Source organism: Saccharopolyspora sp. NPDC002578 (assembly GCF_053592695.1).
Genome location: NZ_JBSFWJ010000006.1, coordinates 98,907 through 113,315, shown reverse-complemented (window position 1 = coordinate 113,315; position 14,409 = coordinate 98,907). Strand labels below are relative to the sequence as shown.

Sequence of the window (14,409 nt, the reverse complement as noted above, 5' to 3'; positions counted from 1 at the left end):
CCGATTCTGCGGGCATGGCTAGTGGTTCCACTCCGCTCGCACCGCATCCGGATCGGCTGCTGCCCAGCGATCCGGTGCAGCGCCCCATCGCCCGGCGCCTCTACGCGGCGGTCCGCGACCTGCCGCTGATCAGCCCGCACGGGCACGTCGACCCCGAGCTGCTGGCCGCGGACCGGCCGTTCGCGGACCCGGCGGCGCTGCTGGTGACGCCCGATCACTACGTGACGCGGCTGCTGCACGCGCACGGCGTCGCGTTGCACGAGTGCGGTCTGCGCGGCGGGCCGGAGGAACCGGCGCCGCCGCGGGAGGTGTGGCGGGCGTTCTGCTCGCACTGGCACCTGTTCCTGGGCACGGCGTCCCGGCAGTGGCTGGAGTCGGAGCTGCACGACGTGCTGGGCGTGGCGGTGCAGCCGTCCGCGGACACCGCCGACGCGCTGTTCGACGAGCTCACCGAACGGTTGGCCCGGCCCGAGCTGCGGCCTCGCGCGCTGTTCCGGTCGTTCGGGATCGAGGTGCTCGCCACCACCGACGATCCGGCCGACGACCTGCGCCACCACCGCGCGCTCGCGGAGGATCCGAGCTGGCAGGGCCGGGTGGTGCCGACGTTCCGCCCGGACCGCTACCTCGACGCGACCCGACCGGACTGGCCGGCGGCGTTGGATCGGCTCGCGGCGGTCAGCGGCATCGACACCGGCGACTACCGCGGTCTGGTCGCGGCGTTGGAGGCGCGGCGGGAGTTCTTCCGCGCGCACGGCGCCACCGCGACCGATCACGGCGCCCCGGATCCGCGCATGGAGTTCCTGCCGGAGCAGGAGGCGTCCCGGCTGTTCGCCGAGGTGCGCGCAGGGCGCGGTGACGCGGCGCTGCTGTCGAGGCAGCTGCTCGGGGAGATGGCGCGGATGTCCAGCGAGGACGGCCTGGTGCTGGCGCTGCACACGGGGAGCCTGCGCGACCACCACCCGGAGACCTTCGCCCGCTACGGCCCGGACACGGGCCACGACATCCCGACGCGCGCCGAGTTCACGGAGTCGCTGCGCCCGATGCTGCGGCGGTTCGGCACCGATCCGCGGTTCCGGACGGTGCTGTGCACGCTGGACGAGTCGGTGTTCTCCCGGGAGCTCGCCCCCATCGCCGGGTTCTACCCGTCGGTGTACTTGGGTGCGCCGTGGTGGTTCCTGGACGCGCCGCGCGCGATGCGGCGGTTCCGGGACGCCGTCACCGAGACGGCCGGTTTCCACCGCACCGCCGGATTCATCGACGACACCAGGGGTTTCTGCTCCATCCCCGCTCGGCACGACACCGCGCGCCGGGTGGACGCCGGGCACTTGGCCTCGCTCGTCGCGGAACACGTGCTCAGCGAGGACGACGCCGCGCGGGTCTTGCGCGATCTCAACGACCGCCAGCCCCGCACCGCCTTCCGGTTGTGATCGTGCGCCTGCACCGGGACGCCGAACCCGCCCCCGTCCGCGCCGTGCACTGCGGTCTCGGCGCGTTCCACCGCGCGCACCAGGCCGTGTGCACCGCCGCCGACCCGGAGTGGGGCATCGCCGCCTACACGTTCCGCAGCACCGAGCTCCCCGCGGAGCTCAACGCGCAGGGCGGGCTGTACTCGCTGCTGGTGCGCGGTGAGGACGTGCGCACCATCGGCTCGATCAGCCGGGCGCACGCGGGTGCCGAGCGGGAGCGGTGGCTCTCCGACCTCGCCGCGCCGGAGGTCGCGGTGGTCACGCTCACCGTGACCGAGGCGGCCTACCGGGTACCGCGGGAGGGGGAGGATTCCGCGATCTCCCGGCTGGTTGACGGGTTGCGCGCGCGGTTCCGCGTCGCCGCCGCGCCGATCACGTTGGTGCCCTGCGACAACGTGCCGGACAACGGAGCGGCGTTGCGCTCGGTGCTGCGGGCGGCGGTGGCGGGGCAGGACGCGGCGTTCGCGGCGTGGGTCGAGGCCGGGGTGTCGATCGCGAGCACCGTGGTGGACCGGATCACGCCCGCCACGACGCCCGCCGACGTGCGGGCCGTGCACGAGCTGACCGGTGTCCGGGACGCGGTGCCGGTGGTGACCGAGCCGTACGCGGAGTGGCTGCTGGCGGGCGATTTCCCCGGTGGCAGGCCTAGCTGGGAGCGGGCGGGCGCGCGGTTCGTCGACTCCGTCGACGACTACCAGCGGCGCAAGTTGTGGCTGCTCAACGGCGCGCACAGCCTGCTCGCCTACGCCGGGCTCGGGCGTGGCCGGAGCTCGGTGCGGGAGGCGATGGACGACGCGGTGCTCGCCGGGCTGGTCGAGTCGTGGTGGGACACCGCCGCCCGGCACCTGCCGCTGCCCGAGGAGGATCTCGACGAGTACCGGGCCGCGCTGCGGCGGCGCTTCGCAGCCCCCGCCATCGAGCACCGGCTGCGGCAGATCGCCGTGGACGGTTCGCAGAAGATCCCGGCGCGCATCCTTCCGGTCCTGCACCGCGAACGCGGCGCCGGTCGGCTACCGGAAGCCGCGGTGGCGGTGCTCGCCGCGTGGATCGCGCACCTCCGCGGCGGTGACGTCCACGATCCGAGGTCCGCGGACCTGGTACCGGCGGCGCGTTCCGGTGCCCGCGCGGTGCTCACGGCCCTCGACGCGGACCTGGCCTCGGACGACGAGCTGATCGCGGCGATCAACGCCGAGGTCCCGAGCGCCGTCGGCGACGAGCCCTAGCGGCGTGCGCGCTGTCGTGGCGCGACCCCGTGGCAAGTAGTGGCAACTGATTGCCGCCGGTGCCGCGCCTCCCTAGCTTGAACGCACTCCGCACCGCCCGAGAGCCGCGACGGCGGCGAACCCGCACAACGACGTGAGAGCCGGATTCCTCCGGCCAGGGAAGGGAAACCACATGCACCCGTTGGACTGGGTGATCATCGCAGGCTATCTGCTGATCATGCTGGGGATCGGTGTCTGGGCGCATCGCCAGGTCGCCGACACCGCGGACTTCTTCACCGCGGGCGGCCGGATGCCGTGGTGGCTGGCCGGGATCTCGCACCACATGTCCGGTTACAGCGCCGTCGTCTTCGTCGCCTACGCCGGAGTCGCCTACGACCAGGGCATCGTGTCGTACGTGGTGTTCATGTTCCCGCTGGCGGTCGCCACCGGAATCGGCGCGTTCCTGTTCGCCCCCAAGTGGAACCGGCTGCGCACGCACTACCGCATCGCCTCCCCGCTGGAGTACCTCGCGCAGCGGTTCGACGTCCCCACCCAGCAGGTGCTGGCGTGGAGCGGTTCGCTGCTGAAGGTGTTCGACGTGGCGGCCAAGTGGTCGGCGGTCGCGTTGCTGCTCAACAAGTTCGTCGGCATCCCGCTCGGCTGGGGCATCGTGATCACCGCGGCGGTGACGTTGGTGTACTGCACCGCGGGCGGGTTGTGGGCCGACGCGCTCACCGAGCTGGGGCAGTTCGTGATCCAGGGCGTCGCCGCGTTCGCGATGATCGGCGCGGTCGGCATCGCCTTGGCGGACCGCGGGTTCAGCTACGCCGATTTCTGGTCCGCGCTGCCGGAAGGCCACACCTCGCCGACCACGAGCAGCTATCCCGCGTACTTCCTGCTGGTGTACGTGCTGGTCAAGACGTTCGAGTACAACGGCGGCATGTGGAACCTGGCGCAGCGCTACATCGCGACCCCCACCTCGGCGGCGGCGCGGCGCACGGCGTTGCTGTCCAGCGCGCTCTACCTGGTGTGGCCGATCGTGCTGATGCTGCCGATGTTCGCGGCACCGCTGCTGGTGCGGGTGGAGAACTCCGAGGACGTCTACGCGGAGATGGCGTTGCAGTTCTTACCGGCCGGGCTGCTCGGGCTGGTGCTGGTCGGGGTCTTCTCGCACACCATGGCGATGGCCGCGTCCGACGCGACCGCGATCTCGGCGGTGATGACCCGCGACGTGCTGCCGCACGTGTGGCGCCGAGCCCGGGGCTTCACCGACGAGCAGTTCCTCCGGGCGGGCCGGGTGCTCACGGTGGTGTTCGTGTTCCTCAGCGTGGTGCTGGCGCTCAACGCGGAGAACCTCGGCGGTGTGCTCGGCATCATCGTCGCCTGGGTGGGCGCGCTGATCGGGCCGATCTCGATCCCGATGATGCTGGGCATGCTGCGGCCGTTCCGGCACGTCGGGCCCACGTCCGCGCTGACGTCCTGGGCGGGTGGACTGCTCACCTTCGCGCTCACCAAGTACGTGCTGGGGCTGTCCGAGGCGATCACCGTGGTCTCGCCGGTGCTGGTCTCGTTGCTGCTGTTCGTGGCGGTCGGCTCCTGGTACCGGGACGCTCCGCCCGCGGCCGAGGAGATCACCGGCGCGCTCACCCGCGACCCCGATCCGACCGGTGCGGAACCCGCCGCGACGTGAGCCGGACGCGCCGCGACCGCGACGTGCTCGCGGTCGCGGCGCGCGGATCAGACGTGGGTCACCAGCAGAGTCACGCCGAGCTCGTCGCCGCAGTCGACGAAGACGGGCCCGACGCCGTTGCCGATCTCCTCGCGGAGCGTGGCCTTGGCCTCGAATCCGTTCGGGTCGGAATCGACGATCTCGATGTTCTCCAGAACGGGCTTGCCGCCCACTCCGCTGATGAATCCGCGCAGTTCCTTCCCGCCGCCGCAATGGCCGGTCAGGGTCACTTCCTGGCCGCGTTCGGTGGTCGGGTTCGGGCTCACGTTCACGACGGCGCGAGCGCCCTTGGGGGGAAGGTCCGTCGTCTGAGCCGCACTGGTCACGTTGCTCTCCTGCTGGTCCTGCGAGCTGTTCGCCGCGTACGCCACACCTGCTCCTGCCGCCATCAGCGCGATTCCGGTGATCGCACTGGAAATGCTCGTCAACTTCTTCGAGTTCGCCACGCCCTCCCCTTCGATCGTTCTTCCGGATTCATTGGGAAAGTCGAATCGAGTGGGGTTTCAGGTTCTCCGGATCGACGTGCCGTGGATCACTCGAGCGGGGGTGCGGGCGAATCGCGGAAGGTCTCCACGCAGGCCGCCCCCGTGCACGCCGGGTCGACCGGATAGGCCTCGCTCGCGCGGTCCGGGAAGATCGCGAGGGCCAGCACGATGCCGAGCAGCACCGGCAGCGCCGCCGTCCAGCGGGCGCGGCGCAGCACCAGCAGCAGGAATCCGCCCGCCCCGAGGCCGCCGAACAACACCAATTGTCCAATGTGGACGTCGAGTGCGACGGTGGTGTACGGGGAATTCGGTCCGCGCAGCACGGGCGACAGCAGCTCCACCGCGATCGGCAACCCGCCCTCCGGGGTGAACATCTGCGGCCCCTTCTGGAGCACCACCGTCACCGCGAACGCCGCGAGCGTAGCCATCGCGGGCGTGACCGGGACCGGCAGCGCATTCCCCAGTCCCATCCCGGCCACCGCGCCCGCCACCAGCGCGAGCGCGCCGATCAGCAGCGGTGCCACCCAATCGGCCGAGTACCAGCTCGCGCGGCTCGCGACGCGCGCCGCGCCGAACGCCAACGGCACCAGCATCGCCACCACCAGGCAGCCCGCCACGGGAGCGACCAGCAGTGCCATCCGGTGCCAGGCCGGGCGCGGAGTGCCCGCCAGCACCTCGTCCAGCCGGGCGCGGCGCCGCGCACAACCCAGCCACGCGCCCACCCCGACCACCACCACCGGCCAGGTGGCGACCAGCTGGTGGCGCTGCCACAGCACCAGCGCCGTCCACTGCTCGTCCCACTGCGCGCCGCCGTGCGCCCACGGGCCCGTCATGTTCAGCAGCACCACGGTCGGCAGCAGGAAACCCGCCGCGCACCAGAGCGCGCCGGACCGGCGCAGCTCGATCAGCAGCAGCCGCCCGATCACGCCGCCGACCCCCGCCGCGCGAGCAACGCCGAATAGCCGCGCTCGCTCGCGGTGTCCCCGTCGTCGGAATCGGTGCCCGCCGCCGCCAACTCGTCCGGAGCGCCCCGGAAGACGAGCCGGCCCTCGTCGAGCAACAGCACCGAATCGCAGGCGGCGGCGACGTCCTCCACCAGGTGCGTCGAGACGACGACGCACGTGTCGGAACCGAGCTCGCGCAGCAGATCCCGGAACCGCATCCGCAGCGTCGGGTCGAGCCCCGCCGTCGGCTCGTCCAGCAGCACCACGCGCGGATCGTTGACGATGGCCTGCGCGATCCCGGCCCGGCGCACCATTCCGCCGGACAACGTGCGCATCCGGTCATCCGCCCGATCGGCCAGCCCCACCCGCTCGATCGCCCGCTGCACCGCTCCCGGAACCTCCGCGGTCGGCATCTCCTTGAGCCACGCCAGGTACGTCACGAACTCGCGGACCGTGAACCGGCGGTAGTAGCCGAACTCCTGCGGCAGGTACCCGACGCGGCGCCGCACTTCCCGCAACGCGGGCGAACCCGCGGGCACTCCGAGCAGCTCCAGCTCACCGCGTCGCGGGCGCAGCACGGTGGCCATCGCCGAGAGCAGGGTGCTCTTGCCCGCCCCGTTCGGGCCGAGCAGCCCGTGCACACCGGTGCCCAGCTCCAGATCCAGCTCGTGCACCGCGATCCGGCGGCCCGCCCGCAACGTGAGACCCGCCGCGCGGACCTCGTGCGCGTACGTGGTCGGCGCCGTCTCGGCGGCGGTCACTCGTCGTGCCACGATCTCCCCTTTCATCCTCCGGCGAGGCGGGTGAACGCCTCCGCTCGCGCCACCAGCACCACTGCGGAGACCACCGCGATGCCCGCCCACACCGGCGTGGTCGTCCACGCCAGCACCGCCGCGGGCAGCTCGGCGACGAACAGCGCGCCGCCGACCAGCAGCAACCAGGTTCCCGCCACCCCGAGCGTCGCCCGGTGCACCCCGACGGCACTGCCGAGCGCCAGCGACGACGCCGTGCACGCCGCACTCGGCAGCAGCCACAGCAGCGGAGAAGTGCCGACCAGCAGGCTCGCGCCCGTCAGCAGCGGCACCACCGCCACCAGTGCCGCGAACGTCCGGCGCAGCACCAGCGCCAGCCCGGCACGCGGCGTCGCCACCACCAGTTCGTGCATCGGATCGAGCCCCGTGGACCAGGCCGCGGCCACGCCCAGCACCGGAACCACCGGCGCGAGCAGCAGCAGCGGCGAATCCCCGTCGGGCCCGCCGGAGACGAGCGCGACCAGCACGGCGAACGCCGCCACCAGCAGCGCACCGGCGATCCACGGCACCATCGCGGGCGCCGCCCACGTGTCGAGCGCGTGCCGGAACCGGCGGTGCGGCGCGGGCGCGACGCGGCCGAGCCGCGGGGCGATCCCCTCCCACGCGCCGAGGACCAGCGCGGACACCTGCTCGTCCGGCACCTCCGCGAGGCGGGCGCGGCACTCGGCGCACGATTCGAGGTGGCCCTCCAGCGCCCACTCCTGCTCCGGACCGATGGTGGTGTCGCCGCGGACGTAGCCGGCGATCAACTCCTCGGAGGCGTGCTCGGTCATGTCAGGGCCTCCCGCATCGCGATCCGCGCGCGTCGCGCTCGGGTCTTCACCGTTCCTTCGGGGAGTCCCAGCAGAGCCGAGGTCTCCCGCACCGACAGGCCGTCGAGCACCATCGCCTGCAGCACCTGCCGCAGCTCGGGCGCCAGCCGGTTCAGCGCGCCCCCGAGCTCGCCGCTGACGGCGCCCTCCAGCGCGACCTCCTCGGCGGCGGGCGAGCTCGGCGGTTCCGCCGCGGCCGGAGGTGGGGCGGCGTGCCGGGCGCGGCGGCGGAACGCGTCCACCAGGCGGCGCGAGGCGATCGTCCACAACCACCCGGCCGACCCACCGTCCACATCGGATCCGGTGAAGGTGCCGGCCGCTCGCCACACGGCGACGAAGGTCTCCTGCAGCACGTCCGCGACGATCTGGTCGTCGGCGCACCGCCGCCGCAGCCGCACCGTCAACCACGGCGCGGTCCGGCGGTACAGCTCCTCGAAGGCTCGCTGATCGCCCTTGGCGACCAGCCGCACGAGCGCGCCGTCCTCGGCCCGCTCGATCGTCGCTCGACCCCATCCCACCTCCCGCAAGACGCCCCACCCCCGCCGCAGGTTCTCCCCGGCGCTGTGCCTTGGGTCACATCTAGTGAACGGCCCATCCGCCCAACCAGATGGGACCAACGGTCCGTTCACCCATCCCGAACCCGGCACGTCGGCTGGTATCGCCGGATCGGAGTGAACGGACCGTTCGTCCAAGGAGATTGGGCGAACGGTCCGTTCACTCCACTGGAACCGCGCTGCTTCGGCGTGTGCCTCGAACTGGGGTGCCGGCTGGGTGGGGAGGGGATGTGGGTGAACGGACCGTTCGTCCAGTGGGATTGGGCGAACGGTCCGTTCACTTGAGGCGCGATGCGCCCCGGTGCGGGTCAGGCGGCGGGGGTGTGGGTGGCTCGGCTGATCTGGTCTTGGAGGGATCGGCGGAGTTCGGGGTGGTCGGGGCCGGTGCCGATGTCGGCGGGCATCGGAGCGGGTGCCGAGGTCACCGGGCCGTCGACGGGGAACACCTCGTCCTCGCCGAGCAGCGGCACGGAGGGGCACACGGCGTCGGCCGGGCGGGAGCCGTGCAGCAGGAACACGTTCACCATGCCGTCCACGCAGGGGTTGTTCGCCATCGCGTACTGGCCGTGCGTCGGGGAGTCGTCCACCGAGACCATGCTGACCCCGCCGGCCGCGTCCACGGCGGCGCCGCCCTGCTCGTAGGCGGTCTGCGGGTCGAACTCGCCTTGGACGACGAGCACGTTCGCCGCGACTTCGGGCGGCAGCTGCGGCAACTCCTGGCGCGGGGCGTCGGACCAGTACCCGCAGGTCTCGCTCAGCCCGTAGGCCCAGCCGTTCAGCGGCAGGTCCGGTCCTTGGTGGTCGCTGAGCTCTTCGTACCACTGCGCGGAGCGGGTCGGCTGGTCACCGCAGGCGACGGCGTACCGCGTTCCGGACACCGGCGCGTAGTCCTCGGCGAGGCCGTCGGCGACCCGCTGCGGGGTCAGTTCGGTGAGCGGGACGCCGAAGTTCGCCCGCGCCTGCTCGTCGAGCATCGTCTGCAACGCCGCGGAGCGGGCCGGTTCCGGTGGCTGTCCGTTCATCTCGTTGATGCCGGCGATGAGCACCGAGCTCGACAACGCCCAGCCGATCTCGCTGCCCACACCGACGAACATCGCGTCGAAGCTGTCCGGGGCGATGCCCTGCGCGGCGTAGAACGCGCGCACGTCTTCCCAGGTGCGCCGCGCGGAGTCGACGTCGGTGCCGACGAGTTCGGGGAACTGCCGGGTCGTCCACGGCAGGTACACGTCGTCGAACCAGCGCTGGCCGATGCGCGGGAAGTCCTCGAACGCGGCCTGCAACCTGCCTTGCCAGTTCACGTTCGAGTCGAGGATCATCCGGCCCGAATTGTGCGGGAATAGGGAGGCGTATTTCGCGCCGAGCCAGGTCCCGTAGGAATAGCCGAGGTAGTTGAGCTTCTCCTCGTGCAGGAGTGCGCGGATGAGATCCATGTCGTGGGCGGTCTGCCAGGTCGTGATGTACGGGGCGACCGCGTCGCTCTGGCAGGCTTCGGCGATGGCGCGGGGAGTTTTCTGATGTTCGGCGATGCTCTCCGCGGAGCGGTCCCGCGCGTCCAGGTCGGTGCCTCGGGGTAATCGGTCGAGGGGCACGTCGCACAGGAATCCCGGCTGTTGCGGTGCGTCCGCGCCTTCGTGGCCGGTGCCGCGCGGGTCCATCCCGATGAGGTCGTACCCCTGGTGCAGGTCCGGTTCGATCCCGGCGATCGAGCCGGCCATCGAGCTGCCCTGCGCGCCGGGTCCGCCGGGGTTGACCAGCAGCGATCCTTGTCGTTCGCCGTCGGCTCGCACTCGGCTGATGGAGACCGCCAGGTCGGGTCCGGCTTCCGGGTTCGCCCAGTCGCGGGGCACGGTCACGACGGCGCACTCGGCGGACAGGGCGCCTTCGGCCGGTTCGAACGGGCAGGGGCCCCAGGCGAGCTGCTGGCCGGAGTACTTCGGCGGGGCGGTGTTCTCGGCGGCAGAGGCGACGCCGGGCAGGCCGGTCACCGCCAGTCCCAGGCAGGCGGCGGTGAGCGCCGCCCGCTTCGCTGAATCACGCATCGAACCTCCAGTGAGAAGTGGTCGGATCGATTGTTCGCGGGCGAGACCTCATTTGTGCATTGGTCTCGTGGATGAATTGTTCCGCGGCGCTTCTAGTTCGCGGGAATGAGGCGGATGGCCGAAAGTACGAAATGCGCCGGAAGAGCTTGCCGCGGATTCTTCGCGACGATTAGCTTTCCGGCCATGACGACTTCGAACGTGCACATCCCTTCCGCCCCGTCGACCATCAACTCCGCAGTGCTCGCCTACCTCGCCTCGGCGGTGATCCCGATGGTGTGGGGAGCGATCGAGCTGTTCTCCGGTTCGCAACCCCCGGTTCCCGGCGTGCCGCCGGAGCTGAACTCGATGCTCGTGAACCTCTCGCTGGGAATTTCCGTGGTGTCGGTGCTGGTCTACGTGTGGTTGAGCCTGAAGTTGCGGGCCGGGCGCAACTGGGCGCGGATCGTCCTGGCGGTGTTCGTGGTGCTGCAGCTGCTCGCGCTGTTCGGCCCGGTGGGGGCGGCGTCCTACGTCGGGACGGGCCTGGCCGTGGTGGGCCTGGTGCTGAGCTTCCTGCCCGACTCGAACCGGTACGTCGTGGACGTCCAGGCGCCGCGGTGATCTGCGCTCCCCGCTGGGATAAGGTCGGTGATCATGAGCAGTCCGTGGTTCTTCGGGCCGCCCGCCCGCCGCGGGTTGTTCGCCGTGGAGGCCGTCGCGCTGGTGGTGGCCTGCGTCGCGGACGCGGTGTCGATGGCGTGGATCGACGCGAGCATCTCAACGACCGCGGCACTGCTGATTCCTCCGAGCGGCACCATCGTCGCGTTGCTGGCCGTGCTGCGGCGGCGGTTTCCGGCCCACGTCGGCGTGCTCGCCGCCGCCGCCATCGTGCTGAGCCTGCTCAGCACGGTGATCAGCGAAGGGCTCGGCTACGCCGGGTTCGCCACGGGGCAGGTGCCGGCCGGCGCGGAGGTCGTGGGCTTGTCGTTGCTGGTCGGCGCGTGCTGCCGCCGGTTGCGTCCGCGGCCCGCGGTGCTGGTCGCGGTGGGCAGCTTGATCGCGCTGGTGCCCGCCTCGCTGCTGCGCTACGACGGCACCGCGCTCACGCTGATCGCCGTGGCGGCCGCGTTGACCTGGGGCATCGCGCTGTCGATCGGCTTGGTGCTGCGCGACGCCGACAACCGCAGGCGCGGTGAGCTCGCCGAGGTCCGCACCGGTGAGCGGCTGCGGCTGGCTAGGGAGCTGCACGACCTCGTGGCCTTCCACGTGAGCGGCATCGTGGTCCGCACGAACGCCGCCCGCGCCCTGGCGAGCAATCCGCGGGTCTCGCCGGAGGATCCCGTCGAGGTCTACACCGAGATCGAGCAGGCGGGGGCCGAAGCGCTGGCCGCGATGCGCAGGCTCGTCGGTATGCTCCGCACCGACGATGACGATTCCCTCCCGCACGGCACCGGTTTCGGCGAAGCGGTGCGGCAGGCCGCGGGCGTGCACGCCACCGTGGACGTCGCGGCCGACCTCGACGAGGTGCCGGTGAACCCGGAACTCGCGACCACGGCGCACCGGATCGTGCTGGAGGCGCTGACCAACGCGCGCAAGCACTCCCCGGACGCCGCTGAGGCCCGGGTAACCGGCCGCCGCGAAGGTGCGGATTTCGTGCTCGTCGTGGAAAACGACAACGTGCCGTCGGTATCGCCGGACCGCACGGGTTCCGGTTACGGGCTGGTCGGCATGGCCGAACGCGTGCAGGCCGTCGGCGGGACCGTGCAGGCCGGTCCCGCACCGGGGCGGAGGTGGCGGGTGACCGCGCGGTTCCCGATCGCACCTCCGCAGGACGCCGGCGGCAACGGCCAAGGAGGCCCCCGGTGACCATTCGCGTTCTCATCGCCGACGACCAGACCCTGGTGCGGACCGGGTTCCGGCTCATCCTCAGCGCCGAGCCGGAACTGGAGGTCGTCGGCGAGGCCGCGGACGGTGAGGCCGCCGTCAACTTGGCCCGGGAGCTGCGGCCTGACGTGACGCTGATGGACATCCAGATGCCGAAGGTCGACGGGCTGCAGGCGACGCGGCTGCTGGCCGGGCCGGACGTGCCGGATCCGCTGCGCGTCGTCGTGGTCACCACCTACGACGTGGACGAGAACGTCTACGCCGCGCTGCTGGCCGGGGCGCGCGGCTTCCTGCTCAAGGACGCGGGGGCGACGTTGCTGGTCAACGCCGTGCACGCGGCGGCCGACGGGGAGTCGATGATCTCGCCGTCGGTGACGACCCGGCTGCTGTCGCACTTCACCCGGCCCGAGCGCCGCCGCATGAACCGCCGGGACGCGCCGCTGAGCGAGCGGGAGCTGGACACGGTGCTGGCGGTGGCGCGCGGGGCGACGAACGCGGAGATCGCCGCCGAGCTCCACGTGTCGCTGTCCACCGTGAAGTCGCACTTGGCGAGCGCGCAGCAGAAGCTGTCGGTGCGCAACCGCACGGAGATCGCGATCTGGGCCTGGCAGCAGGGCCTCGTCAGCTGACGTCGGTCCGCACCACGCGGGTGCGGGCCACGATGTCGCCGGCCCGCTGGTGCTGCGGTGTCACGATGATCAGCACGATGCCGACGAGACCGAAGAACATCGAGTCCGCGGCCGTGAGCACCCATCGCGCGTTGTACTGCCCCAGGCCCGGCTCGTCCCCGCCGAGGTCGATCAGGCGCAGCTTCAGCCAGCGCATCGCGGGGGTCTGGTCGCCGTGGCGGTGCGGGAACCACACGTGCCACCACCAGGCGAGCGCCACCATCAGCACGAAGTAGACGGAGAAACCGCCGACCAGGCTGGTGGTGGCCGAGGCGCCGAACTGCCGCACCAGCCACGCGAACGGCAGCACGAGCGGCACGAGCACGATCGAGATCGTGGTGCGCAGCAGCGAATCCAGCACGATCTGGCCGAAGCGCCTGCGCAGGAACGCGGGGCCGCTGTTCACCGGGTCCGCGGCGGAGTGCTGGTCGCCCTGTTCCACACCGGTCGGCACCATGCGTTCTCCCCAAAGCGGCAACGATTCGCCGATGGTACTCGGGGCCTGCGGTCGCCGGTCACGGCCCGCTGCGCGTTCGGTTCCGTTGCCGGGCAAGGGAACCACGTCCGCGTCGTCTCGTACTTTCGGCCGGTGGTGCCGGTTCCGGTTCGTCCTCGGGCCCGATGTGCGGGCGGCTCCGCTCCGAGAAGCTCAGTGCTGACAGCGAACGAGAGCGCACCGCACGGTGCGGAGTGAACGGAGCAGAACATGTCCAAGACGACCCGCCACAACCTGGTCAACTTCCTGGTACTCGTCATGGCCGCCATCGCCGTGGTGCCGAGCCTGATCGGCACCGCGGAGTGGGTGACGATGAACTACGTGGTCGCGGGAGCGCTCGCGCTCGCCGTGGTGTGGTTCGTGGTCGACCTCGCGCGGTCGACCACCGGATCGTTGCGCTGACCCGCCGCAGTGGCGGGCACCGCGACGTCTCCGGGATCGTGGCGGTGCCGCGACGAACGGCTACGGTGACGCGCGACGGCCGCCGTCCACCGGTGCCCTTTCGGGCGACTCGTGACCGATGTCTCCCGGCCTGGGAAATCGCAGGTTTCCCCAACAAATGGACGTTCGGCGCAGCCGAAGGTTGAGTTCGCGGCGAAATTTCTGCCTGATAGGGCAGGAGTGATCGCGAGGCGGTAACGATCACCGTGATCGCCCTGTTGCCGGGCGCGGCGGCTCCGGTAGATCTGGTACCGCCGGTGGGTCCCCGTTCCGGGGGGTTCGGGTTCGTCGGTGCGTGTCGTGTTGTGGATGGTGAACTCCGAGGGGGAGTCATGAGCGGCGGAGAGGAAGCCGAGCTGCGTCCGATGCAGGTCGGAACCGAGCAGGCGCAGCCGATGATGGCCGCCAAGCAGCGATTGCAGGCTTCGGCGGCTGCGGTCGGCACGCTCCGGACGGACGTGGCGGCCGGTCGGTTGAAGCTGGATCCGGAGGCGGGGCGCGAAGTCCAGGACCTGCTGACCGAGCAGCTGGACCAGGTCGACGCCTGGCTGCGCCGCTCGGACGACCTCGGCCGCCGCGCGCCGCTGGGGCAGAACCCCGTGGGCGAGGCGATGGCGGGCAAGTTCGCCGACCGGGCCACCAGCGAGGGCGACTCGTTCACCGGCGTGCTCACGCAGTACCGCCAGGTGCTCGACGAAGCGCAGGACGCGGTGGCCGAGGCGATGCGCCGCTACCAGACCGCGGACGAGCACGCGGTCGACATGTTCCAGAACCTCAAGTCGCAGCTGTGAGCCGCGCGTCGTGGCGGCCGGGGGCACTCGCCCCGGCCGCTTTCGTGCTGCGTCGGCGCCGATCGTGCGCTCCGCCGGTACCGGACCGTTGAGTCCCGAGTCGGGTG

15 protein-coding genes are annotated in these 14,409 nt (G+C 71.6%); 8 read left to right on the top strand and 7 right to left on the bottom strand.

Annotated features, from left to right (window positions below):
- Positions 1-14 precede the first annotated feature (14 nt).
- From uxaC to ACWD38_RS05420, 3 genes are all read left to right on the top strand, one after another.
- Entirely contained in the window at positions 15-1,427 is a 1,413-nt protein-coding gene (uxaC, locus tag ACWD38_RS05430; protein ID WP_184477421.1) for a glucuronate isomerase, read from the top strand.
- A gap of 2 nt (positions 1,428-1,429) precedes the next feature.
- On the top strand, positions 1,430-2,689 hold the full coding sequence (locus tag ACWD38_RS05425; RefSeq protein ID WP_450123425.1) for a mannitol dehydrogenase family protein: 1,260 nt from the start codon (positions 1,430-1,432) through the stop codon (positions 2,687-2,689).
- Positions 2,690-2,861: 172 nt separating this feature from the next.
- Positions 2,862-4,358: a sodium:solute symporter family protein gene (locus tag ACWD38_RS05420; RefSeq protein WP_184477423.1), complete on the top strand. Its 1,497-nt coding sequence runs from the start codon at positions 2,862-2,864 to the stop codon at positions 4,356-4,358.
- Positions 4,359-4,405: 47 nt separating this feature from the next.
- Here the strand turns inward: ACWD38_RS05420 and ACWD38_RS05415 are convergent, their stop codons facing one another.
- The 6 genes from ACWD38_RS05415 to ACWD38_RS05390 all read right to left on the bottom strand — a co-directional run bounded on the left by ACWD38_RS05415 (position 4,406) and on the right by ACWD38_RS05390 (position 10,043).
- Positions 4,406-4,843, bottom strand: coding sequence for a hypothetical protein (locus ACWD38_RS05415; RefSeq protein ID WP_450123424.1), 438 nt, complete (start codon positions 4,841-4,843; stop codon positions 4,406-4,408).
- Between the two features lie 86 nt (positions 4,844-4,929).
- A complete protein-coding gene (locus tag ACWD38_RS05410; protein WP_450123423.1) occupies positions 4,930-5,808 on the bottom strand; it encodes a hypothetical protein in 879 nt (292 codons plus the stop codon).
- On the bottom strand, positions 5,805-6,614 hold the full coding sequence (locus ACWD38_RS05405; RefSeq protein WP_184477429.1) for an ABC transporter ATP-binding protein: 810 nt from the start codon (positions 6,612-6,614) through the stop codon (positions 5,805-5,807). The genes ACWD38_RS05410 and ACWD38_RS05405 overlap by 4 nt, the downstream gene beginning before the upstream one ends.
- Positions 6,611-7,411: an anti-sigma factor gene (locus tag ACWD38_RS05400; RefSeq protein WP_184477431.1), complete on the bottom strand. Its 801-nt coding sequence runs from the start codon at positions 7,409-7,411 to the stop codon at positions 6,611-6,613. The genes ACWD38_RS05405 and ACWD38_RS05400 overlap by 4 nt, the downstream gene beginning before the upstream one ends.
- Positions 7,408-7,968 carry a sigma-70 family RNA polymerase sigma factor gene (locus ACWD38_RS05395; protein ID WP_184484769.1) on the bottom strand — a complete coding sequence of 187 codons (561 nt, stop codon included), beginning with the start codon at positions 7,966-7,968 and terminating at the stop codon, positions 7,408-7,410. Before ACWD38_RS05395 ends, ACWD38_RS05400 begins: the two co-directional genes overlap by 4 nt.
- A gap of 344 nt (positions 7,969-8,312) precedes the next feature.
- A complete protein-coding gene (locus ACWD38_RS05390) occupies positions 8,313-10,043 on the bottom strand; it encodes an alpha/beta fold hydrolase (RefSeq protein WP_450123422.1) in 1,731 nt (576 codons plus the stop codon).
- 183 nt (positions 10,044-10,226) lie between these two features.
- On the opposite strand from ACWD38_RS05390, the gene ACWD38_RS05385 reads away from it, so the two are divergent.
- Genes ACWD38_RS05385 through ACWD38_RS05375 form a run of 3 tightly spaced genes read left to right on the top strand, consistent with a single transcriptional unit; the run spans position 10,227 to position 12,535 of the window.
- Complete coding sequence (locus ACWD38_RS05385) at positions 10,227-10,643, top strand: hypothetical protein (RefSeq protein ID WP_450123421.1); 417 nt, start codon at positions 10,227-10,229, stop codon at positions 10,641-10,643.
- Between the two features lie 33 nt (positions 10,644-10,676).
- The gene (locus ACWD38_RS05380) at positions 10,677-11,888 is read left to right on the top strand and encodes a histidine kinase (RefSeq protein WP_184477437.1); all 1,212 of its coding nucleotides are present in this window, start codon (positions 10,677-10,679) and stop codon (positions 11,886-11,888) included.
- Complete coding sequence (locus ACWD38_RS05375; protein ID WP_184477439.1) at positions 11,885-12,535, top strand: response regulator; 651 nt, start codon at positions 11,885-11,887, stop codon at positions 12,533-12,535. The genes ACWD38_RS05380 and ACWD38_RS05375 overlap by 4 nt, the downstream gene beginning before the upstream one ends.
- Here the strand turns inward: ACWD38_RS05375 and ACWD38_RS05370 are convergent.
- The gene (locus tag ACWD38_RS05370) at positions 12,528-13,031 is read right to left on the bottom strand and encodes an RDD family protein (protein ID WP_450123420.1); all 504 of its coding nucleotides are present in this window, start codon (positions 13,029-13,031) and stop codon (positions 12,528-12,530) included. The two genes, ACWD38_RS05375 and ACWD38_RS05370, sit on opposite strands and share 8 nt — an antisense overlap.
- 249 nt (positions 13,032-13,280) lie before the next feature.
- Here ACWD38_RS05370 and ACWD38_RS05365 point away from each other — a divergent pair, with 249 nt between their 5' ends.
- Together ACWD38_RS05365 and ACWD38_RS05360 are read left to right on the top strand one after the other, a co-directional pair.
- Positions 13,281-13,472: a hypothetical protein gene (locus ACWD38_RS05365; RefSeq protein WP_450123419.1), complete on the top strand. Its 192-nt coding sequence runs from the start codon at positions 13,281-13,283 to the stop codon at positions 13,470-13,472.
- A gap of 371 nt (positions 13,473-13,843) precedes the next feature.
- Entirely contained in the window at positions 13,844-14,302 is a 459-nt protein-coding gene (locus ACWD38_RS05360) for a hypothetical protein (RefSeq protein WP_246456675.1), read from the top strand.
- Positions 14,303-14,409 lie beyond the last annotated feature (107 nt).

What these genes read in the sequence shown, in the direction of transcription:
- uxaC (WP_184477421.1), top strand. Translation starts at nt 15, where the DNA reads ATGGCTAGTGGTTCCACTCCGCTCGCACCGCATCCGGATCGGCTGCTG.
- ACWD38_RS05420 (WP_184477423.1), top strand. Translation starts at nt 2,862, where the DNA reads ATGCACCCGTTGGACTGGGTGATCATCGCAGGCTATCTGCTGATCATG.
- ACWD38_RS05405 (WP_184477429.1), bottom strand. Translation starts at nt 6,614, where the DNA reads ATGAAAGGGGAGATCGTGGCACGACGAGTGACCGCCGCCGAGACGGCG.
- ACWD38_RS05400 (WP_184477431.1), bottom strand. Translation starts at nt 7,411, where the DNA reads ATGACCGAGCACGCCTCCGAGGAGTTGATCGCCGGCTACGTCCGCGGC.
- ACWD38_RS05390 (WP_450123422.1), bottom strand. Translation starts at nt 10,043, where the DNA reads ATGCGTGATTCAGCGAAGCGGGCGGCGCTCACCGCCGCCTGCCTGGGA.
- ACWD38_RS05385 (WP_450123421.1), top strand. Translation starts at nt 10,227, where the DNA reads ATGACGACTTCGAACGTGCACATCCCTTCCGCCCCGTCGACCATCAAC.
- ACWD38_RS05380 (WP_184477437.1), top strand. Translation starts at nt 10,677, where the DNA reads ATGAGCAGTCCGTGGTTCTTCGGGCCGCCCGCCCGCCGCGGGTTGTTC.
- ACWD38_RS05370 (WP_450123420.1), bottom strand. Translation starts at nt 13,031, where the DNA reads ATGGTGCCGACCGGTGTGGAACAGGGCGACCAGCACTCCGCCGCGGAC.
- ACWD38_RS05365 (WP_450123419.1), top strand. Translation starts at nt 13,281, where the DNA reads ATGTCCAAGACGACCCGCCACAACCTGGTCAACTTCCTGGTACTCGTC.
- ACWD38_RS05360 (WP_246456675.1), top strand. Translation starts at nt 13,844, where the DNA reads ATGAGCGGCGGAGAGGAAGCCGAGCTGCGTCCGATGCAGGTCGGAACC.